This is a genomic window from Streptomyces speibonae (assembly GCF_984686075.1).
This window is the reverse complement of record NZ_OZ480260.1, coordinates 1,322,537-1,342,948: the sequence shown is the minus strand read 5'-3', so window position 1 is coordinate 1,342,948 and position 20,412 is coordinate 1,322,537. Positions and strand designations below refer to the sequence as shown.

Genomic DNA, 20,412 nt, shown 5'->3' with positions numbered 1-20,412 from the left:
CCAGCCGGCCTGTGTCTCGGGATCAACCACGGTCAATGCGAGTCACCCCAGCCACGGTCTTCTGACCGACCTCGACGGCCACCTCCACGCCTTCCGGCAGGTAGATGTCGACGCGTGAGCCGAAGCGGATGAGACCGATGCGCTCGCCCTGCTCGACCTTGGTGCCCTGCGGCACGTACGGGACGATGCGGCGGGCCACGGCGCCGGCGATCTGGACCATCTCGATGTCGCCGAGTTCGGTGTCGAAGTGCCACACCACGCGCTCGTTGTTCTCGCTCTCCTTGTTGAAGGCGGGAACGAAGCCACCGGGGATGTGCTCGACCGACGTCACCGTGCCGGCCAGCGGGGCGCGGTTCACGTGGACGTTGAGCGGGCTCATGAAGATCGCGACGCGGGTACGCCCGTCCTTCCACGGCATGATGCTCTGCACCACACCGTCGGCGGGCGAGATGACCCTGCCCGGGGCGATCTCGCGCTCGGGGTCGCGGAAGAACCACAGCATCCCCGCCGCGAGCGCGGTGGCGGGGACGGCGACGGCCTTGGCGGCGCCCGAGCGGCGGGCGCGGAGCAGACTCACGGCTGCGGTGGCGACGGTCGGCAGGAGCCACGGCGAGGCTCCGCGCGCGAGGCGTACGCCGGCGAGGCTGTCGCGAGGTGCAGAGGTTTGGCTGTGGGGCATGGATGACCTTCGTAGCGGATGATGCCGCGCAACTGCGGGGGACGGCGGCTTTCCGGCGATCGTAGCGGCTCCTGGCGGCAACTGGGTAAGCCAGGCAACCAAGTCGACGGCCGAAGAGTGCATACGGGGTGTGATCCTCTTCTCCAAGAAAACACCCCGTATCCGGACATCTAGCCCTGGAATCGATACTCTTCGAGCAGTCGGCGGCCGATGATCATTTTCTGGATCTCGGCCGTGCCCTCGCCGATCAGCAGCATCGGGGCCTCGCGGTAGAGGCGCTCGATCTCGTACTCCTTGGAGAAGCCGTAGCCGCCGTGGATCCGGAAGGCGTCCTCCACGACCTCCTTGCAGTACTCGGAGGCGAGGTACTTCGCCATGCCTGCCTCAAGGTCGTTTCGTTCGCCGGAGTCCTTTTTGCGTGCTGCGTTCACCATCATCGCATGCGCCGCCTCCACCTTGGTGCCCATCTCGGCCAGCTTGAACTGAATGGCCTGGTGCTGGGCGATCGGCTTGCCGAAAGTGTGACGCTGCTGGGCGTACTGGACACCGAGCTCGAAGGCACGCTGAGCGACGCCGCAGCCACGCGCCGCCACGTTGACCCGGCCGACCTCGACCCCGTCCATCATTTGGTAAAAACCTCGGCCGGTGACCCCGCCGAGCACCCGGTTCGCGGGAATCCGCACGCCGTCCATGATGAGCTCGGTCGTGTCGACGCCCTTGTAGCCCATCTTGTCGATCTTGCCGGGGATGGTCAGCCCGGGGCGGACCTCGCCGAAGCCCGGCTCCTTCTCCACCAGGAAGGTGGTCATCGACTTGTGCGGCGCCGTGCCCTCGGGGTGTCCTTCGTCACTTCGCACCAGCACGGCCACCAGGGACGACGTTCCGCCGTTGGTCAGCCACATCTTCTGGCCGTTCAGGACGTACTCCTCGCCGTCCTGCTCCGCCTTCGACGTGATCGCCGAGACATCCGAACCCAGGCCGGGCTCCGACATCGAGAAGGCGCCGCGGATGTCGCCGGCCGCCATCCTCGGCAGGAAGTGGTCCTTCTGCTCCTGCGTGCCGTGCTGCTTGAGCATGTACGCCACAATGAAGTGGGTGTTGATGATGCCGGACACCGACATCCAGCCGCGGGCGATCTCCTCCACGCACAGCGCGTAGGTGAGCAGGGACTCGCCCAGACCGCCGTACTCCTCGGGGATCATCAGGCCGAACAGGCCCAACTCCTTGAGGCCGTCGACGATCTGCTGCGGATACTCGTCGCGGTGCTCCAGCTCGGTGGCGACCGGGATGATCTCCTTGTCCACGAAGTCGCGGACGGTGGAGAGGATCTCCTGCTGGACGTCGGTCAGACCGGCGGTCCGGGCGAGACGGGCCATCGCTTACTTCCCCTGTTCGTCAAGTTCGGGGCGGCCCGGCTGCTCGCCGCCGCGCTCCTTGATGTACGTCTCGGTGGGCACCATCACCTTGCGGCGGAACACGCAGACCAGCGTGCCGTCCTGCTTGTAGCCCTTGGTCTCCACGTGGACGATGCCGCGGTCGTTCTTCGACTTCGACGGCCACTTGTCGAGCACGGTCGTCTGGCCGTAGACCGTGTCGCCGTGGAAGGTCGGCGCCACGTGCTTGAGCGACTCGATCTCCAGGTTGGCGATCGCCTTGCCGGAGATGTCCGGCACGCTCATGCCGAGCAGCAGCGAGTAGATGTAGTTCCCGACGACGACGTTCCTGCCGAAGTCCGTCGTCTTCTCCGCATAGTTGGTGTCCATGTGGAGCGGGTGGTGGTTCATGGTGAGGAGACAGAACAGGTGGTCGTCGTACTCCGTGACCGTCTTGCCCGGCCAGTGCTTGTACGTGGCCCCGACCTCGAACTCCTCGTAGGTGCGTCCGAACTGCATGACCCTCAGGCCTCCGGGATCTCGAACTTGCTGGTGCGCCGCATACCGGCGGCGCGTCCCTTGCCCGCGACGACCAGGGCCATCTTGCGGCTCGCCTCGTCGATCATCTCGTCGCCGAGCATCGCCGAGCCCTTCTTGCCGCCCGCCTCGGAGGTGTAGTACTCGTACGCGTCCAGGATCAGCTCGGCGTGGTCGTAGTCCTCCTGCGAGGGCGAGAAGATCTCGTTGGACGCCTCGACCTGGCCCGGGTGCAGCACCCACTTGCCGTCGAAGCCGAGCGCGGCGGCGCGCTGCGCGACCGCGCGGTAGCCGTCGACGTTGCGGATCTGCAGGTAGGGGCCGTCGATCGCCTGGAGGTCGTTGGCGCGGGCGGCCATCAGAATCTTCATCAGGATGTAGTGGTAGGCGTCCGCCGGGTAGCCGGGCGGCTGCTCGCCCACGACGAGGGACTTCATGTTGATGGACGCCATGAAGTCGGCCGGGCCGAAGATGATGGTCTCCAGGCGCGGGGAGGCCTGCGCGATCTCGTTGACGTTGTTCAGCCCCTGCGCGTTCTCGATCTGCGCCTCGATGCCGATCCGGCCGACCTCGAAGCCCATGGTCTTCTCGATCTGCGTCAGCAGCAGGTCCAGGGCGACGATCTGCTGGGCGTTCTGGACCTTCGGCAGCATGATGCAGTCGAGGTTCTGGCCGGCGCCCTCCACCACCGTCACGACGTCCCGGTACGTCCACTCGGTCGTCCAGTCGTTGACGCGCACGACGCGGGTCTTGCCGGTCCAGTCGCCCTCGTTGAGGAACTTGACGATGGTGTGCCGCGCCTCGGGCTTGGCGAGCGGCGCGCAGGCGTCCTCCAGGTCCAGGAAGACCTGGTCCGCGGGGAGGCCCTGGGCCTTCTCCAGGAAGCGCGGGTTCGAGCCGGGTACCGCCAGGCAGGAACGCCGAGGGCGCAGTCCGGAGGTGCCGTCCCGCAGGGACGCCGCCTGAGGGTGGTGGTGGGAGACGGGCGGGCGGTTGACCGTGGTCATACGGGGACCTCCAGGGGGTCGAGCTTGTTCGCGTTGCGGATCTCGTCGACGATGCGGCCGATGATTCCGGTGATGTCGAAGTCCTTCGGGGTGAAGACCGCGGCCACGCCGGCCGCCCGCAGCTGTTCGGCGTCACCGCTGGGGATGATGCCACCGGCGATCACCGGTATATCTGTGGCACCGGCCACACGGAGCCGTTCGAGTACGTCCGGCACCAGCTGGGCGTGCGAGCCGGAGAGGATGGACAGGCCGACCGCGTGCACGTCCTCGGCGAGGGCGGCGTCCACGATCTGTTCCGGGGTGAGCCGGATGCCCTGGTAGAGCACCTCGAACCCGGCGTCGCGGGCCCGCACGGCGATCTGCTCGGCGCCGTTGGAGTGACCGTCCAGGCCCGGCTTGCCGACCAGGAAGCGCAGCTTGCCCACGCCGAGGTCCTTGGCCGTCAGTTCCACCTTGCGGCGGACCGCCGACAGTGCCGAGCCCTCCTCGGCGGGCACCGCCACCGGGGCGGAGGAGACACCGGTCGGCGCCCGGAACTCGCCGAACACCTCGCGCAGCGCCCCCGCCCACTCGCCGGTCGTGACGCCGGCGCGGGCGCACTCCAGGGTGGCGTCCATCAAATTGTCGGTGCCGCGCGCGGCCTCCTTCAGCTTCTCCAGCGCCTTGCAGGGGCGCGGGTGGTTGAAGGGCGGCTGGTAGCGGGTGTCGCGCCAGTTCTGCAGCGAGGCGATGACCCGGGCCTCCACCGCCGGGTCGACGGTCTGGATGGCGGTGTCCAGGTCGGCGGTGAGCGGGCTGGGCTCGGTGCCCTCGAAGGCGTTGACGCCGACGATCCTCTCCTCGCCGGACTCGATCCGGGCCCGGCGTGCCGCGTGCGAGGAGACCAGCTGGGACTTGAGGTAGCCGGACTCGACGGCGGCCATCGCGCCGCCCATCTCCTCGATCCGCTCCATCTCCGCGAGGGCGTCCGCGACGAGCTGTTCCACCTTCGCCTCGATCACCTTCGACCCCTCGAAGATGTCCTCGTACTCCAGCAGATCGCTCTCGTACGCCAGGACCTGCTGGATGCGCAGCGACCACTGCTGGTCCCAGGGCCGGGGCAGGCCCAGCGCCTCGTTCCAGGCCGGCAGCTGCACGGCACGCGCGCGGGCGTCCTTGGAGAGGGTGACGGCCAGCATCTCCAGCACGATCCGCTGGACGTTGTTCTCCGGCTGCGCCTCGGTCAGCCCCAGCGAGTTGACCTGGACGCCGTAGCGGAAGCGGCGGTGCTTGGGGTTCTCGATGCCGTACCGCTCGCGGGTGACCTGGTCCCAGATGCGGCCGAACGCGCGCATCTTGCACATCTCCTCGATGAACCGGACGCCCGCGTTCACGAAGAAGGAGATGCGCCCGACCACGTCACCCATGCGCTCCTGCGGCACCTGGCCGCTGTCGCGCACCGCGTCCAGCACGGCGATCGCGGTGGACATCGCGTACGCGATCTCCTGCACCGGTGTGGCCCCGGCCTCCTGCAGGTGGTAGCTGCAGATGTTGATCGGGTTCCACTTGGGGATGTGGGAGACCGTGTACGCGATCATGTCGGTCGTCAGACGGAGCGAGGGCCCCGGCGGGAAGACGTGCGTCCCCCGGGACAGGTACTCCTTGACGATGTCGTTCTGGGTCGTGCCCTGGAGCCTGGTGATGTCCGCGCCCTGCTCCTCCGCGACGACCTGGTAGAGCGCCAGCAGCCACATGGCGGTGGCGTTGATCGTCATCGAGGTGTTCATCTGCTCCAGGGGGATGTCCTGGAACAGCCTGCGCATGTCACCGAGGTGGGCCACCGGCACCCCGACCCGGCCGACCTCGCCGCGGGCGAGGATGTGGTCGGAGTCGTAGCCGGTCTGGGTCGGCAGGTCGAACGCGACCGACAGACCCGTCTGGCCCTTGGCGAGGTTGCGCCGGTACAGCTCGTTGGACGCCTCGGCCGTGGAGTGCCCGGCGTAGGTGCGCATGAGCCACGGCCGGTCCTTCTGGCGCTCTGTCATGTCCGCCCTGCCTCAGATGTTCCGGAAGCGGTTGATGGCGTCGATGTGCTGCGCGCGCTTGGCGTGGTCGCGCACGCCCAGGCCCTCCTCGGGGGCCATGCACAGCACGCCGACCTTGCCCTGGTGCAGATTGCGGTGCACGTCGTGGGCGGCCTGGCCGGTCTCCTCGAGGGAGTACACCTTCGACAGGGTCGGGTGGATCTTCCCCTTGGAGACGAGCCGGTTGGCCTCCCAGGCCTCGCGGTAGTTGGCGAAGTGCGAGCCGATGATGCGCTTCAGCGACATCCACAGGTAGCGGTTGTCGTACTGGTGCATGTAGCCCGAGGTGGAGGCGCAGGTGGTGATGGTGCCGCCCTTGCGGGTGACGAACACCGAGGCGCCGAAGGTCTCGCGGCCGGGGTGTTCGAAGACGATGTCGATGTCCTCGCCGCCGGTGAGTTCGCGGATGCGCTTGCCGAAGCGCTTCCACTCCTTGGGGTCCTGGGTGTTCTCGTCCTTCCAGAACCGGTAGTCCTCGGCGCTGCGGTCGATGATCGACTCGGCCCCCATCGAGCGGCAGATGTCCGCCTTCTGCTCGCTGGAGACGACACAGACCGGGTGGGCGCCGCCGGCCAGCGCGAACTGGGTGGCGTAGGAGCCGAGTCCGCCGCTCGCGCCCCAGATCAGGACGTTGTCGCCCTGCTTCATGGCGGCGCCGTTGCGGGAGACCAGCTGGCGGTAGGCGGTGGAGTTGACCAGGCCCGGGGCGGCGGCCTCCTCCCAGCTGAGGTGGTCCGGCTTGGGCATCAGCTGGTTGGACTTGACCAGGGCGATCTCGGCGAGACCGCCGAAGTTGGTCTCGAAGCCCCAGATGCGCTGCTCGGGGTCGAGCATCGTGTCGTTGTGACCGTCGGAGGACTCCAGCTCGACGGAGAGGCAGTGCGCGACGACCTCGTCGCCGGGCCGCCAGGCGTTGACGCCGGGGCCGGTGCGCAGCACGACGCCCGCGAGGTCGGAGCCGATGATGTGGTACGGCAGGTCGTGGCGCCGGGCCAGCTCGCTGGTGCGGCCGTAGCGCTCCAGGAAGCCGAACGTGGGCAGCGGCTCGAAGATCGACGTCCACACCGAGTTGTAGTTGACCGAGGAGGCCATGACGGCCACCAGGGCCTCGCCGGGGCCGAGTTCGGGCAGCGGCACGTCGTCGAGGTGGAGCGACTTGCGGGGGTCCTTGTCGCGGGTGTGAAGGCCCGCGAACATCTCCGTCTCGTCCTTGTGCACGGTGACCGCGCGGTAGGACTCGGGGAGCGGCAGGGCGGCGAAGTCCTCCGACGTGGAGTCGGGCGACTGGATCGCGGCCAGGATGTCCTTGATGGTCACGGTGTTGCCTCCGGCGATGAGCGCCCTGAGGGAGGGGCGCTGAGGGTTACGTCGGTGTGCTGCTGAGGGTCGGGGGTTGCCGTCGGTTCGGCGGTGGTGCTTCGGCAGCGCTGGGTGTGCGCGGGAGGTTGCCTGTGACGCAGGCGTCCGGACGTGCGGGCGGTGGGCCCGCCGGGACGTCGCCCGGACCTCTTCAACGTATGGCACGCCGTGTCAGCTCGCAAGGCACTGAGTGTCAGAACCTGGGCTCAGGTGAAATCTTTACGCATCAGATGAGCGATGATCGATCGAATCGGCTCGGAAAGCCATGCGAAAAGCGCCTCTGACATGGCAAAACGGCCACCCGGTGGGGTGGCCGTCGTCACAGCGGCGGACGCGCGCCGGAGGGCGTTCAGCGCTCCTTCAGCGCCTGCTCGATGGTCCGCATCACCTCGTCCAGCGAGGCGTCCGTGTGGGCGACCGTCACCAGGACCTCGCCGTGCGTGGACGCGGAGGCGGCCGGCCGGCTCGGCGGCGCGGTGCGCCGGCCCGCCATGATGCCGCTGCCGAAGGTCTTGCGGACGATCGCGAAGGCGTGGTCCAGCTGGGCCTCCACATCGCCCTGGCCGCCGGCCCGCAGCCAGCGCCGCAGCACATGGTTGTGCGCGGTGACCACGGCGGACGCGGCGACCTCCGCCAGCAGCGGGTCGTCGCCCACGTCGTCGTGCGCGTGCTCGTCGAAGTGGCCGAGCAGATAGCGGGTGAAGAGCCTCTCGTACCGGGCCACCGACGCGATCTCCGCCTCGCGCAGGGTGGGCACCTCGCGCGTCAGCTTGTAGCGGGCGACCGAGATCTCCGGCCGTGCCGCGTACATCCTCATGACCTCTTTGATGCCGCGGCACACCGTGTCGAGCGGATGCTCGTGCGCGGGCGCGGCGTTGAGCACCGCCTCCGCGCGGACCAGCGTGTCGTCGTGGTCGGGGAAGATCGCCTCTTCCTTGGAGCGGAAGTGGCGGAAGAAGGTACGGCGGGCCACCCCGGCGGCGGCCGCGATCTCGTCGACGGTGGTGGCCTCGTACCCCTTGGTCGCGAACAGCTCCATCGCGGCGGCCGCAAGTTCCCGGCGCATTTTGAGCCGCTGGGCGGCGGCACGCGAGCCTGTGGCGCTCTCCGGCGGCTCGGTCGTGGCTGACGTACGTGCGGACTTGGCGGGCTGGGACATGCCCTGAACGTACTGCATGTGCGCAGCTCGATGCGCGTGGCCGGGGGTTCCCCCGCCCCCGGCGGGCGGGGGAGGGGCACCCGGGGAGGGCGGCGCGAACCGGTCGGGGTCGAGCAGTCCGCCCCACTGGGCGCCGCCCCGGAACCGGTCGCCGGGAGCCGGCTCAGCGCTTGGCATATTCGCGGAAGCCACGGCCGGTCTTGCGGCCGAGGCAGCCCGCGGCCACCAGGTGCTCCAGCAGCGGCGCCGGGGCGAGACCGGGGTCGCGGAACTCGCGGTGCAGCACCTTCTCGATGGCCAGTGACACATCGAGGCCCACGACGTCCAGCAGCTCGAACGGGCCCATCGGGTAGCCGCCGCCCAGCTTCATCGCCGCGTCGATGTCGTCCAGGGTCGCGTAGTGCTCCTGAACCATCTTGACCGCGTTGTTGAGGTACGGGAACAGCAGCGCGTTCACGATGAACCCGGCCCGGTCGCCGCAGTCCACGGCGTGCTTGCGGACGGTCGCGCAGACCTCCCGCACGGTGGCGTGGACGTCGTCGGCGGTCAGCACCGTGCGCACCACCTCGACCAGCTTCATGGCCGGCGCGGGGTTGAAGAAGTGCATGCCGATCACGTCCTGCGGGCGCGTGGTGGCGCGGGCGCAGGCGACGACCGGGAGGGAGGACGTGGTGGTGGCCAGCACCGCCCCCGGCTTGCAGACCTTGTCCAGCGTCGCGAACAGCTGCCGCTTGACCTCCAGGTCCTCGGCGACCGCCTCGACCGCCAGATCGACGTCGGCGAAGTCGTCGTAGCCGCCGGTCGGGCGGATCCGCTCCAGCGTCTGCGCGGCCGCCTCGGCGGACATCCGGCCCTTGTCGACGGAGCGCGCCAGGGACTTGCCGATCCGCGCCTTGGCACCCAGTGCCTTCTCCTCGCTGCGGGCGGCCAGGACGACGTCGTACCCCGCCTTGGCGAAGACCTCGGCGATGCCGGAGGCCATCGTGCCCGACCCCGCCACGCCCACCGCGCGCACCGGGCGGCCCTCGGGGGCGAAGACGTCCTCGCGCGGGGTGAGGGCGTCGGCCACGACGGTCGCGCTGCCCGGCGCCTCGTAGGTGTAGAAGCCGCGCCCCGCCTTGCGGCCGGTCAGCCCCGCCTCGCTGAGCTGCTTGAGGACGGGGGCCGGCGCGTGCAGCCGGTCACGGGACTCGGCGTACATGGCCTCCAGGACGGTGCGGGCGGTGTCGATGCCGATCAGGTCGAGCAGCGCCAGCGGGCCCATGGGCAGACCGCAGCCCAGCCGCATCGCGGCGTCGATGTCCTCCCGGGAGGCGTAGTTCGCCTCGTACATCGCGGCGGCCTGGTTGAGGTAGCCGAACAGCAGTCCGTCCGCGACGAACCCCGGCCGGTCGCCGACCGCCACCGGCTCCTTGCCCAGGTCCAGGGCGAGATTCGTGACCGCGGTGACGGCGGCTGGGGCGGTCAGCACACTGGAGACGATCTCCACCAGCTTCATCGCCGGGGCCGGGTTGAAGAAGTGCATGCCCAGCACCCGCTCGGGGCGGGCGGAGTCGGCGGCGAGGCGGGTGACGGACAGGGCGTTGGTACCGGTCGCCAGGATGGTCTCCGGCCGCACGATCCCGTCGAGTTCCCGGAAGATCTGCTGCTTGATCTCGTACGACTCCGGGGCGACCTCGATCACCAGGTCGGCGTCGGCGGCGGCCGACAGGTCGGTGGCGGTGGTGACACGGGCCAGCAGGTCCGCGCGCTGCCGCTCGGTCAGCCGGCCGCGCTCCACGGCGCGGGCGGTCGACGCCTCGAGCGCGGCGACGCACCGGGCCGTCCGGTCCTCGCCGATGTCGATGCCGACGACGTCGCGGCCGGCGCCGGCCAGGACCTCGGCGATGCCGGTGCCCATCGTGCCGAGGCCGACCACGGCGACGGTCTTCAGGGGGGACAGAGGGGTGTCGGACAGGGGAGTGGCCATCGCGGGACTCCAGGAATGAGGGTGACGACGGAAGACACGCCCGGGTGCGCCTCAGGGCGCACCGGGTGCGTGCGGGATGCGGGTGTGGACCGGGCTGCGAGCGCACACGCCCGGTGCCGTCGGCGAAGCGACGGCGGATCCGACCGGCCCTGTCCCGGGGCCGAGCCGTACTGCGGTACACGAGGGCACCGAACCGACTTCCCCCACTGCCGCGAAGGCGTGGGAGGTGCCCCCGGCGCAGCGGCCGCGTCACCAGACCGCTGTGAGGAGCGTCGCGAGTGGGTAACTCGCTCGTCTGAGCTTAACCGGCGGGTAACGAGCGCGCCAGCCCCCGGGTTTGTGATGTAGGTCCCGAGCGCCCCGCCCGCCCCCTAATCTCTCACGCATGGACGAAGAGTTGCGATCGCTCACGGAGCGCTTACGTCTTGAGTCCGGGGGATCGGCGGCGTACGGCCGTCTCCTGGGCACCGACGACCTCGACACCCTGGCCGGCGTCCTCACCGCCCCCGGACAGCCGCTGTGGGCCCGGGAACTGGCCGCGTTCCGGCTGGGACTCGCCGGGGACCGCAGGGCCTTCGAAGCCCTCGTGCTCCTCCTCAACCACCGCGACCCGCCCCGCTGCGCCTCCGCCGCCCACGCCCTCGCCCGCCTCGGCGACCCGCGCACCGCCCGCGCCGCCGCCGCGCTCGCCACCAACGAACTCCGCGTCGCCTACGCCCTGCACCCGGTCCGGCTGCTCACCGCACTGCGCGCCCCCGAGGCGGTACCGGCCCTGATCACCACGCTGCGCCGCCGGCTGCGCCCCCACGACCCCTACCGCCGGGTCGCGCTCGCCTGCGTCGAAGGGCTCGGCGAACTCGGCGACCCGCGCGCCGAACCCGTACTGAACGAAGCCCTCGCCCACCCGGTCCTGGCCGAGGCGGCGGTGCACGCCCTGGCCCGGATCCCCCGGCAGGGCGGCCGCCGCCCCCGGATCCCCGGACAGCGCTAGGTCCCGTCAGTCGGCGAGGCGCTTGGCGTACCGCACCTCGGGCACCGCCACCCCGTCCACCTCGAAGGGCTCCTCCGCGCCGTCCGCGCCGAACCCCGCCCGCTCGTAGAACCGGCGGGCGCGGGTGTTCTCCTTGAGGACCCAGAGGTACATGTCCCGGTGGCCGGCGGCGGCACAGCGCCGGGTGACCTCGGCGAGCAGCGTCCGCCCCACGCCCCGGCCGATGTGTCCGGGGTCCAGGTAGAGCGCGTACAACTCGGCGTCGTCGGTGCGCACTTCTCCGTCCCGGTACGGCCCGAACGCGGCCCAGCCGACGACGGCGCCGCCCTCGCCCTCGGCGACCAGGTCACCCCTTCTGCCGTCGCCCGCCAGCAGCCGCGCGCGAAGCCGCTCGGCGTCGGCCCCGGTGTCCATCCGGTCCAGATACGGCTGCGGGACGAGCCCCCGGTACGCGTGCCGCCACCCGCCGGCCCGTATCCCGGCGACCCGCGCGCAGTCGTCCACGGTCATCGGGCGCACCGGGAAGGCGCTCACACCGTGGGGGGCCGGGACGTCGGTCAGGTCGCTCATGCGTTCATGATGGACCATGGGTACGACAGCCCGGCCCCCGGCGAGGTGGCGGGCCGTCAGCTGCGGGTGCCGAGCAGGCCGTGCAGGGTCGAGCCGCGGGCCGTGCGCGGTGCCGCCTTCGAGGTCAGCGGCTCGGGGCCGGGGAGCGCGGCGCAGATTGCGTCGGCCTCGCCGTGTGCTCCGCGGGGTACGGTCCCGTCGGTGAGATAGGCGGCCAGGTGCCGGTCCAGGCAGGTGTTCCCGCTCAGCGTGATGCCGTGGTTGCCGCCGCCCGACTCGACCACCAGGCTGGAGCCGGACAGCAGCCGGTGCATGGTCAGGCCGCCCTGGTACGGGGTCGCCGCGTCGTGCGTCGCCTGGAACAGCAGCGCCGGCGGCAGCTCGCTGTTGCGCACGCGCTCCGGACGCAGCGACTCGGTCGGCCAGAACGCGCACGGCGCGTTGTACCAGGCGTTGTTCCAGGTCATGAACGGCGCCCGCGCGTAGGCCTCCCAGTTGTCCTTGCGCCACTGTCCCCAGTCCCGGGGCCAGGAGGCGTCCCGGCACTCGATGGCCGTGTACACGCTGTAGCCGTTGTCCGCCTTGGCGTCGCTCGCCCCGAAGTTCTCGTACGCCTCGGCCAGCGGCCCGGCGTCTTTGTCGCGCACGTACGCCGAGAACGCCTCCGCGAGATAGGGCCAGTAGCCGTTGTAGTAACCGCCGGGGATGTACGTGTCCTCGAGTTCGGCGGCGCCCACCGTGCCGCCGGCCGGGTCCTTCTTCAGAGCCGCGCGCATCGCGTACCAGGTGGCCTCGATCTTCTCCGGGTCCGTGCCGAGACCGTACGCCGTGTCGTGCCGGGCCACCCAGTTCATGAAGGCGCGGTGCCGGTCGTTGAAGGCGTGGTCCTGGTTCAGATTGGCGTCGTACCAGACCTGCGTGGGGTCGACCACCGAGTCGAGGACCAGCCGCCGCACCCGCTGCGGGAACAGCTTGGCGTAGACGGCGCCCAGGTAGGTGCCGTAGGAGTAGCCGAAGTAGTTGATCTTCTTCGCGCCGAGCGCCCGCCGGATCACGTCGATGTCGCGCACGGCGGCGTCCGTGGTGAGGTGCGGCAGCAGATCGCCGTACTTCCTGCCGCAGGCCTCGGCGAAGGAGCGCACGCGCCGCAGGTTGGCCTCCTCCACCTCGGCCGAGGTGGGGACCGGGTCGGGGCGTACGGCGTCGAAGTGGCCCGGCACGCAGTCCAGGGCCGGCTCGCTCGCGCCGACCCCGCGCGGGTCGAAACCGATGACGTCGTACTGGGCGGCCACCTTCTTCGGCAGCGCCGCCGCCACGAACCCCGCGAGCTTCAGCCCGCTGCCGCCGGGGCCGCCCGGGTTCACCAGCAGGGGGCCCTGGTACGTCTTCGCGGTGTGCGGCACGCGGGAGAGGGCGAGCGTGATCGTCCGCCCGGCGGGGTCGGAGTGGTCGAGCGGTACCTTCACCGACGCGCACTGGAGCGTCGGGTAGTCCTCGGTGCCGCACTTCTTCCACGTGGGTTCCGCGGCGTGGAAGGCCTCCGCGGCGCGCGGCGTGCCGGCCTCCGCGGGGACGGCCGCGAGGCTTCCGGCCATGACGACGGCGACACCGCACAGCACGGCTGCGCGTTTACTCATGGGTCCTCCCAGGACGGAGGTGGCGCGGACCGCGGGGCTCACGGTCCTCGCGGCATCGTCCCGAAATGAGGTCGCCCATGAACGTGTTCGGTGGATTGTTGACCCAATTGGGCCGTCGGATGCGCTCGAACGCGCTCAGAGCAGGGTCAGTTGGGTGGGCTCGGCCGACGCGGGGCCGGCGGGCTCGGTGGGGCGGAGGCGGCGTGGCATGTCTGCGTCGGCGGGGCCGATGCCGTACTCGCGGGCGAGGTCGTGGACCTGACGGGTGATGCGGCGCTGGTACCACTTCGGCGCGTACGCGCCCTCCGCGTACAGCCGGTCGTAGCGGGTGACCAGGTGCGGGTGGTGGCGTGCGAGCCAGGACATGAACCACTCGCGGGCGCCGGGGCGCAGGTGCAGTACGAGAGGGGTGACGGAGGTGGCGCCCGCGGCGGCGATGGCCCGCACGGTGGCCCGCAGCTGTTCGGGCCGGTCGCCGAGGAACGGGATGACGGGGGCCATGAGGACGCCGCAGCCGATGCCGTGTCCGGCGAGCGTGCGGACCACGTCCAGCCGGCGCTCGGGGGCCGGCGTACCCGGCTCGACGGTGCGCCACAGGGCCTCGTCGGTGAAGCCCACCGAGACCGAGATGCCGACGTCGGTCACCTCGGCGGCCTGCCGCAGCAGGGGGAGGTCGCGCAGGATCAGCGTGCCCTTGGTGAGGATCGAGAAGGGGTTGGCGTGGTCGCGCAGGGCGGTCAGGATGCCCGGCATCAGCCGGTAGCGGCCCTCCGCGCGCTGGTAGCAGTCGACGTTGGTGCCCATGGCTATGTGCTCGCCCTGCCAGCCGCGGGAGGAGAGCCGGCGGCGCAGCAGTTCGGGCGCGTTGGTCTTCACCACGATCTGGCTGTCGAAACCGAGGCCGGTGTCGAGGTCGAGGTAGCTGTGGGTCTTGCGGGCGAAACAGTAGACGCACGCGTGTGAGCAGCCCCGGTAGGGGTTCACCGTCCATTCGAAGGGCATGCGGGAGGCCCCCGGCACCCGGTTGACGATCGAGCGGGCCCGGATCTCGTGGAAGGTGATGCCACGGAACTCCGGCGTGTCGAAGGTGCGGGTGATCACCGCTTCCGCGCCGAACAGCGCGGCGTCGGCCCGGCTGTGTTCGGAGTCCGGGGTGAGGTTCTCCCAGCGCATGACGCCTCCTAAGGCTGTACTGCGGCACAGAATAGAACAAGTGTTCCCTTGATCGTGCGAGTGACATGTTCGGTCAGATCCGGAACCCCGATTTGGGCGGCCGGGCGAAGGGTGGTTGGCTTGCCCCGACCCCGAGGAACCCATGCCCTGGAGGAAAGCGATGGCGCAGGTCGAGGCCACTACGGAGCGGATCGTCGCGGCGGACGCGGAGACGGTGTTCGATGCCATCGCCGACTACAGCGGCACCCGCGGGAAGGTGCTGCCCGAGCAGTACAGCGAGTACGAGGTCCGCGAGGGCGGCGACGGCGAGGGCACCCTCGTGCACTGGAAGCTCCAGGCCACCAGCAAGCGCGTGCGCGACTGCCTCCTGGAGGTCGCCGAACCGTCCGACGGTGAACTCGTGGAGAAGGACCGCAACTCCTCCATGGTCACCACGTGGCGCGTCACCCCGGCCGGCGAGGGCCGCTCCCGGGTCGTCGTGACCAGCGTCTGGAACGGCGCCGGAGGCATCGGCGGCTTCTTCGAGCGGACGTTCGCCCCCAAGGGTCTGGCCCGGATCTACGACGCCCTGCTGGCCAGGCTGGCCGCCGAGGTGGAGAAGTAGCCGCCGGGCGGCTTCCTCAAGACCCGAGAGCCGGTGGGGAGTTGGCTCCTCACCGGTTCGGGTGATCTGCCGGCGGACCGCCTCTGTGCCGTAACTCGTCGCCCTTGCTCGTAGTTGTCGCTTTTACGCGGGAATTGACCGGCGGTGCGACGAGGGGAGCGGCACGTGGGCGGGATCACTCTGACACAGGAGGAGCCGGCCCCGGCGCCACCGGCCGGCGGTCCGCCGCCCCCGGCACCGGCCGCCGAGCCGGCCCTGAGCCCGCGCCGGGTCCGCCTCGTCTTCGTCGCGCTGATGCTCGCGCTGCTGCTCGCCGCCCTCGAGCAGATGATCGTCGCCACCGCGCTCCCGAAGATCGTCGGCGAGCTGCACGGCCTGGACCGCGTGTCCTGGGCCTTCACCGCCTATCTGCTCACCGCCACCGTCGGACTGCCCGTCTACGGCAAGCTCGGCGACCAGCTGGGCCGCAAGGGCGTCTTCCAGTTCGCCATCCTCGTCTTCGTCGTCGGCTCCGCGCTGGCCGGCCGCGCGACGACCATGGACCAGCTGATCGCCTACCGCGCGGTGCAGGGCGTCGGCGCGGGCGGACTGCTGATCGGCGTCCAGGCGATCATGGCGGACATCGTGCCCGCGCGGCAGCGCGGCCGCTTCATGGGGCTGATCGGCGCCGCCTTCGGCCTCGCGTCCGTGGCCGGACCGCTGCTCGGCGGCTACTTCACCGACCACCTCTCCTGGCGCTGGTGCTTCTACGTCAACGTGCCGTTCGGCCTCGTCACCATGGTTGTCGTCGCCCTGGTGCTCAAGCTCCCCAAACCGGCCGCCCGGACCCGCTTCGACCTCCTGGGCGCCCTGCTGCTCGCCGCCGCCTCCACCTGCGCGGTGCTGCTGACCAGCTGGGGAGGCACCGAGTACGCCTGGGACTCCCGGCCCGTGCTCGGCCTCGGCGCGGGCGCCGCCGCGGCCACCGTCCTCTTCCTCGTCGCCGAGCGCTTCGCCGCCGAACCCCTCATCCCGCTGCGGCTGTTCCGGGACTCCGTCTTCGTCGTCACCGGCCTGGTCGGCCTGGTGACCGGCGTCGCCCTGTTCGGCGCCGCCAGCTATCTGCCGACGTACCTTCAGATGGTCGAGGGGGCCACCGCCACCGAGTCCGGACTGCTGATGCTGCCCATGATGGGCGGCATCGTCGGCGCCTCGGTCGTCTCCGGCCAGCTGATCAGCCGCACCGGCCGCTACCGGCGCCACCCCGTCGTCGGCAGCGCCCTGGCCGTCGCCGGGATGTGGCTGCTCTCCCGCCTGGAGACCGGCACGCCCCGGCTGCACTACAGCATCTGGATGGCCGTGCTCGGCGCCGGCATCGGCATGGTGATGCCGGTGCTGATCCTCGCCGTGCAGAACTCCGTGCGCCCCGCCGACCTCGGCACCGCGACCAGCGCCAGCAACTACTTCCGGCAGATCGGCGGCAGCGTCGGCGCCGCCGTCTTCGGCACCCTCTTCGCGGGGCGGCTCACCGACGCGCTCGACGAGCGCCTCCCCGCGGACGCGGGCGCCCCGCCGGTGGACGCCGACTCGATCACACCGGAGCTCGTGCACGCGCTGCCGCCCGAACTGCGCGACGCCTACGTCCAGGCCTACGCCGACGCCATGCCGCGCATCTTCCTGTACCTCGTGCCGGTGCTCGTCCTCGGCCTGCTCATCGCCTTCTTGCTCAAGGAGAAACCACTGGTGTCCCACCACACCCCCCTCGCCGACCCGGCCCCGGACGCCCCGCACCGCCACGCGCGCGTGCCGCACGCCCGCGCCCCGCACGGCGGCATCCCCGTCTGCGGCACCGTGCAGCACCCCGACGGGACCGCCGTCCCCCGCGCGGCGCTCACCCTCATCGACGTCACCGGACAGCAGACCGGCCGCGGCGCCAGCGGCGAGGACGGACGGTACGCGCTGGCCACGCCCGGCCCCGGGGCGTACGTCCTCATCGCCGCCGCCGGCGGCCACCAGCCGCAAGCGGTCTCCGTGACCGTCGGCGAACGGCCGGTCGAACTCGACGTCGTCCTCGGCGGCGCCGGCCGCCTCGCCGGCAGCGTCCTCACCGCCGACGGCACCCCGGTCCGCGACGCCGCCGTCACCCTCACCAACGTGCACGGGGAGGTCGTCGCCAGTACCCGCAGCGGCCGCGAGGGCGGATACGTCATCGGCGAGCTGGTGGCCGGCGAATACACCCTCGCGGCCAGTGCCCCCGCCTTCCGCCCGGCCGCCCTCCCCGTCACCGTCCAGGCGGCCCGCGAGACCCGCCAGGACGTCGAGCTGGCAGGCGGCGCCGTACTGCGCGGCACGGTGCGCGCCGGGGGCGGACGGCCCGTGGAGGAGGCCCGGGTGACCCTCCTGGACGCCGCCGGCAACGTCGTCGACACCCTCACCACCGGACCCGACGGCACCTTCCGGTTCGTCGATCTGGCCTCCGGCGAGTACACCGTCATCGCCGCCGGATACCCGCCCGTCGCGACGGTGCTCCAAGTCGCCGGCGGAGGGCGCACGGAACGCGACCTCCAGCTCGGTCACGAGGACTGAAACGGCGTCCCACGCGGGAAGACGTACGCCGGTGCACCACCGTGCGGGCAATTCCCGCAATGCCACACATCGCGACCGACCGTGGCCGTACGGTGGTGACGGCGGTACAGATCTTGCGCAGCCGGGGGAGAGAGGGCCTGGGCCATGGACCGTGGCACCGAGCGGAACGCACCTCCCGATCGCCGAACCGGTGACGGCACGGCGGCCGAGTGGGGCGGCATCGGCCGGATTCCGCTGGCCGTGGTCGTCGTCGACCGCGAGGGACTCGTCTCGCACTGGAGCACGGGCGCGCGGCGCCTCTTCGTCCTGTCCAAGGAGGAGGCCCTCGGCCGCCCGGCCGTCGACCTGCTGCCGGTGACCGGGGCCCTGCCCGAGGGGGACGAGGAGACCCCGTACGGGGCGTACGCGCCCTACGACGGACTGGGACCCGGCCTCGGCGCCTCCCTCGGCGGCGGACTGGCCTACCCGGCGGCCGGCCGCGCCCGGCTGGCCGCGTCCGGGACGGACCGTCTCGACGTGCTGTGGTGGGCGTACCCGCTCGTGGGACCGGGGGCCGAGCGGCTGCTGGTGCTGGCCGCCGACGCGGACGCGGTGCGCGCGGAGGGGGCCGGGGTGTTCGAGCGGATCGCGCCCGGCTTCGCCCTGCACACCGACTTCCCCGGCTCCGCGGAACTCGCCCGCAGACTGCCCGAGATCCTCCCCAGCATGAGCGTGGACGACAGCGCGCGCATCGTCGCCCAGGTGCTCGAACTGGGCTACCCCATCCTGGAGTTCAGCCAGAACGACCGGGTGCCGGTCACCCCCGACTGGGGCGTGCCCCGGCGCGTGGAGCGCCGGGAGCGCCGCGAGCGGGCCGCGCGGGCCCTGGCGGCCGGCCAGCCGGTGCCCGAGGACCTGCGGGACGAGAGCGAGGACCTCGAGTACGCCGCCGTCCGCGAGCGCCTGGAGTTCCTCAACGAGGTCAGCTCCCGCATCGGCACCTCCCTGGACCTCGCCCGCACCATCGTCGAGGTCAGCAAGGCCGTTGTGCCCCGCTTCACCGACGTGGCCGGCACCTATCTGCGTGAACAGGTCGTCGCCGGCGAGGAGTTCGACGAGGGGGTGCCGGACACCACCACGATGTGGCACCGGGTCGCCCTGGAGCACACCGACGAACCCGGCCGCTGGGACGACGTCGTGCCCGTCGGGGAGGCCATGCCCTTTCCGGCGCACACCCCGTTCTTCCAATGCATGACCACCGGCGAACCCGTCCTCGTGCCCCACATCACCGAGGAGATGGGCCACGCCATCGCCTCCCAGTTCGACAAGCGCGACATCCGGCCGCTGATCACCGGCCGCTCCATGCTGGTCGTGCCGCTGAAGGCGCGTCAGGTCGTCCTCGGCTTCATGATCCTGCTGCGCCATCCCGAGCGCCCGCTGTTCAACGACATGGACCGGGTCACCGGCGCCGAACTCGCCGCCCGCGCGGGGCTCGTGCTGGACAACGCACGCATGTACACGTACCAGGAGAACGTCGCCGAGACGCTCCAGGACAGCATGCTGCCGCACATCCCGCCGCGCATGGCCGGCTGCGACATCGCCACCCGCTATCTGCCGGGCACCCTGCTCGGCCGGATCGGCGGCGACTGGTTCGACTCGGTCAAACTCCCCGGCGCCCGCACCGCGTTCGTCGTCGGCGACGTCATGGGGCACGGACTGAACTCGGCCGCCATGATGGGCCAGTTGCGCACCGCCGTGCAGACCATGGCCGCCCTGGACCTGCCGCCCGCGCAGCTGCTGCGCAACCTCGACGACCTGGCGCAGCGGCTCGGCGACAGCTACCTGGCGACCTGCCTCTACGCCGTCTACGATCCCGTCGCGAGCGAACTGTGCCTGGCCAACGCCGGACACATCCCGCCGGTGCTGGTGCGCGCCGCGGACGGGCGCAGCGAGCTGCTGGACCTGCCCACGGGCGCCCCCATAGGGGTCGGCGGGGTGCCCTTCGAGGCGGTGCGGGTGCGTGTGGAGCCCGGCGACCGGCTGGTGATGTGCACCGACGGGCTGGTCGAGGTGCGCGGCGAGGACATCGGTGTCGGGCTCGCGACCCTGTGCGAGTCCGCCGCCCACCCGGCCGCCTCCATGGACGACGCCTGCGACACCATCATCAGGGCCCTCGCTGTGACATTCTCAGAAGCGGGCCGGGGCGGCCGCAAGGACGACGTGGCGCTGCTGATGGCCCGCCTGAGCGGCATCGAACCCGACGACGTCGCCGAATGGCGGCTCACGCCCGAACCGTCCGAGGTGGGCCGGGCCCGCGCGGCGGTCAGGGAACAGCTCCACGGCTGGAGGCTGCCGGGGCTCGCCGACAGCGCCGAGCTGATGGTGAGCGAGCTCGTCACCAACGCCGTCCAGCACTCCCACGCGCGGCCCCTCGCCCTGCGGCTGGTGCGCGGCGACACGCTGCTGTGCGAGGTGGAGGACGACGACCACGAGCTGCCGACCCTGCTCAACGCGCGGCCTACGGACGAGGCCGGGCGCGGGCTGCGCGTGGTCAGCACCCTCGCCCGCGAGTGGGGGACGAGCCGGACGGCGTCCGGGAAGACCGTCTGGTTCGAACTGACGCTGCCGCGCCGCTCACCGCGCTGACCGTCGACTCCGGTGGTACGAGGGCGCGTTGCGGAGCGAACGAGCCGTGAAGGAATGCGCTCGCGCGCTTGCCGGTGCGCCCGGGGCGCGATACACCGTAC

Annotated in this window: 15 protein-coding genes; 4 read left to right on the top strand and 11 right to left on the bottom strand. The window is 71.1% G+C overall.

Annotated elements, in window-relative coordinates; translation table 11 throughout:
* Positions 1-22 precede the first annotated feature (22 nt).
* From AC5L3C_RS05970 to AC5L3C_RS05935, 8 genes are all read right to left on the bottom strand, one after another.
* A complete protein-coding gene (locus AC5L3C_RS05970) occupies positions 23-679 on the bottom strand; it encodes a phosphatidylserine decarboxylase (RefSeq protein WP_125502983.1) in 657 nt (218 codons plus the stop codon).
* Between the two features lie 170 nt (positions 680-849).
* Positions 850-2,055, bottom strand: coding sequence for an acyl-CoA dehydrogenase family protein (locus AC5L3C_RS05965; RefSeq protein WP_493647411.1), 1,206 nt, complete (start codon positions 2,053-2,055; stop codon positions 850-852).
* A 3-nt stretch (positions 2,056-2,058) separates the two neighbouring features.
* Positions 2,059-2,571, bottom strand: coding sequence for a MaoC family dehydratase (locus AC5L3C_RS05960; RefSeq protein WP_493647410.1), 513 nt, complete (start codon positions 2,569-2,571; stop codon positions 2,059-2,061).
* A gap of 5 nt (positions 2,572-2,576) precedes the next feature.
* Positions 2,577-3,596 carry an HpcH/HpaI aldolase/citrate lyase family protein gene (locus AC5L3C_RS05955; protein ID WP_493647408.1) on the bottom strand — a complete coding sequence of 340 codons (1,020 nt, stop codon included), beginning with the start codon at positions 3,594-3,596 and terminating at the stop codon, positions 2,577-2,579.
* Entirely contained in the window at positions 3,593-5,620 is a 2,028-nt protein-coding gene (locus AC5L3C_RS05950; RefSeq protein ID WP_493647407.1) for a protein meaA, read from the bottom strand. Before AC5L3C_RS05950 ends, AC5L3C_RS05955 begins: the two co-directional genes overlap by 4 nt.
* A 12-nt stretch (positions 5,621-5,632) precedes the next feature.
* The gene (ccrA, locus tag AC5L3C_RS05945) at positions 5,633-6,970 is read right to left on the bottom strand and encodes a crotonyl-CoA carboxylase/reductase (protein ID WP_411573130.1); all 1,338 of its coding nucleotides are present in this window, start codon (positions 6,968-6,970) and stop codon (positions 5,633-5,635) included.
* A gap of 397 nt (positions 6,971-7,367) precedes the next feature.
* The gene (locus tag AC5L3C_RS05940; RefSeq protein WP_493647405.1) at positions 7,368-8,177 is read right to left on the bottom strand and encodes a TetR family transcriptional regulator; all 810 of its coding nucleotides are present in this window, start codon (positions 8,175-8,177) and stop codon (positions 7,368-7,370) included.
* A gap of 163 nt (positions 8,178-8,340) precedes the next feature.
* Positions 8,341-10,146: a 3-hydroxyacyl-CoA dehydrogenase family protein gene (locus AC5L3C_RS05935; RefSeq protein WP_493647403.1), complete on the bottom strand. Its 1,806-nt coding sequence runs from the start codon at positions 10,144-10,146 to the stop codon at positions 8,341-8,343.
* A gap of 385 nt (positions 10,147-10,531) precedes the next feature.
* On the opposite strand from AC5L3C_RS05935, the gene AC5L3C_RS05930 reads away from it, so the two are divergent.
* Positions 10,532-11,137 (top strand): adenylosuccinate lyase, encoded by a 606-nt coding sequence (locus AC5L3C_RS05930; RefSeq protein WP_493647402.1) that lies wholly within the window; start codon positions 10,532-10,534, stop codon positions 11,135-11,137.
* A 6-nt stretch (positions 11,138-11,143) separates the two neighbouring features.
* On the opposite strand, the gene AC5L3C_RS05925 is transcribed toward AC5L3C_RS05930, so the two are convergent.
* From AC5L3C_RS05925 to AC5L3C_RS05915, 3 genes are all read right to left on the bottom strand, one after another.
* On the bottom strand, positions 11,144-11,707 hold the full coding sequence (locus AC5L3C_RS05925; RefSeq protein ID WP_493647400.1) for a GNAT family N-acetyltransferase: 564 nt from the start codon (positions 11,705-11,707) through the stop codon (positions 11,144-11,146).
* A gap of 56 nt (positions 11,708-11,763) precedes the next feature.
* Positions 11,764-13,344, bottom strand: a complete 1,581-nt coding sequence (locus AC5L3C_RS05920) for an alpha/beta hydrolase (RefSeq protein ID WP_493647398.1) — start codon at positions 13,342-13,344, stop codon at positions 11,764-11,766.
* 135 nt (positions 13,345-13,479) lie between these two features.
* Positions 13,480-14,517 carry an Rv2578c family radical SAM protein gene (locus tag AC5L3C_RS05915; RefSeq protein WP_493647396.1) on the bottom strand — a complete coding sequence of 346 codons (1,038 nt, stop codon included), beginning with the start codon at positions 14,515-14,517 and terminating at the stop codon, positions 13,480-13,482.
* Positions 14,518-14,677: 160 nt separating this feature from the next.
* Between AC5L3C_RS05915 and AC5L3C_RS05910 the strand changes: the two genes are divergently transcribed.
* The 3 genes from AC5L3C_RS05910 (at position 14,678) to AC5L3C_RS05900 (ending at position 20,311) form a co-directional block, all read left to right on the top strand.
* Positions 14,678-15,121, top strand: a complete 444-nt coding sequence (locus AC5L3C_RS05910; RefSeq protein ID WP_493653749.1) for an SRPBCC family protein — start codon at positions 14,678-14,680, stop codon at positions 15,119-15,121.
* 165 nt (positions 15,122-15,286) lie between these two features.
* Positions 15,287-17,686 carry an MFS transporter gene (locus AC5L3C_RS05905; protein ID WP_493647394.1) on the top strand — a complete coding sequence of 800 codons (2,400 nt, stop codon included), beginning with the start codon at positions 15,287-15,289 and terminating at the stop codon, positions 17,684-17,686.
* Positions 17,687-17,830: 144 nt separating this feature from the next.
* A complete protein-coding gene (locus AC5L3C_RS05900) occupies positions 17,831-20,311 on the top strand; it encodes an ATP-binding SpoIIE family protein phosphatase (protein WP_493647392.1) in 2,481 nt (826 codons plus the stop codon).
* Positions 20,312-20,412 lie beyond the last annotated feature (101 nt).

What these genes read in the sequence shown, in the direction of transcription:
- AC5L3C_RS05970 (WP_125502983.1), bottom strand. Translation starts at nt 679, where the DNA reads ATGCCCCACAGCCAAACCTCTGCACCTCGCGACAGCCTCGCCGGCGTA.
- AC5L3C_RS05965 (WP_493647411.1), bottom strand. Translation starts at nt 2,055, where the DNA reads ATGGCCCGTCTCGCCCGGACCGCCGGTCTGACCGACGTCCAGCAGGAG.
- AC5L3C_RS05960 (WP_493647410.1), bottom strand. Translation starts at nt 2,571, where the DNA reads ATGCAGTTCGGACGCACCTACGAGGAGTTCGAGGTCGGGGCCACGTAC.
- AC5L3C_RS05955 (WP_493647408.1), bottom strand. Translation starts at nt 3,596, where the DNA reads ATGACCACGGTCAACCGCCCGCCCGTCTCCCACCACCACCCTCAGGCG.
- AC5L3C_RS05950 (WP_493647407.1), bottom strand. Translation starts at nt 5,620, where the DNA reads ATGACAGAGCGCCAGAAGGACCGGCCGTGGCTCATGCGCACCTACGCC.
- AC5L3C_RS05940 (WP_493647405.1), bottom strand. Translation starts at nt 8,177, where the DNA reads ATGTCCCAGCCCGCCAAGTCCGCACGTACGTCAGCCACGACCGAGCCG.
- AC5L3C_RS05935 (WP_493647403.1), bottom strand. Translation starts at nt 10,146, where the DNA reads ATGGCCACTCCCCTGTCCGACACCCCTCTGTCCCCCCTGAAGACCGTC.
- AC5L3C_RS05930 (WP_493647402.1), top strand. Translation starts at nt 10,532, where the DNA reads ATGGACGAAGAGTTGCGATCGCTCACGGAGCGCTTACGTCTTGAGTCC.
- AC5L3C_RS05925 (WP_493647400.1), bottom strand. Translation starts at nt 11,707, where the DNA reads ATGAGCGACCTGACCGACGTCCCGGCCCCCCACGGTGTGAGCGCCTTC.
- AC5L3C_RS05920 (WP_493647398.1), bottom strand. Translation starts at nt 13,344, where the DNA reads ATGAGTAAACGCGCAGCCGTGCTGTGCGGTGTCGCCGTCGTCATGGCC.
- AC5L3C_RS05915 (WP_493647396.1), bottom strand. Translation starts at nt 14,517, where the DNA reads ATGCGCTGGGAGAACCTCACCCCGGACTCCGAACACAGCCGGGCCGAC.
- AC5L3C_RS05910 (WP_493653749.1), top strand. Translation starts at nt 14,678, where the DNA reads ATGGCGCAGGTCGAGGCCACTACGGAGCGGATCGTCGCGGCGGACGCG.
- AC5L3C_RS05900 (WP_493647392.1), top strand. Translation starts at nt 17,831, where the DNA reads ATGGACCGTGGCACCGAGCGGAACGCACCTCCCGATCGCCGAACCGGT.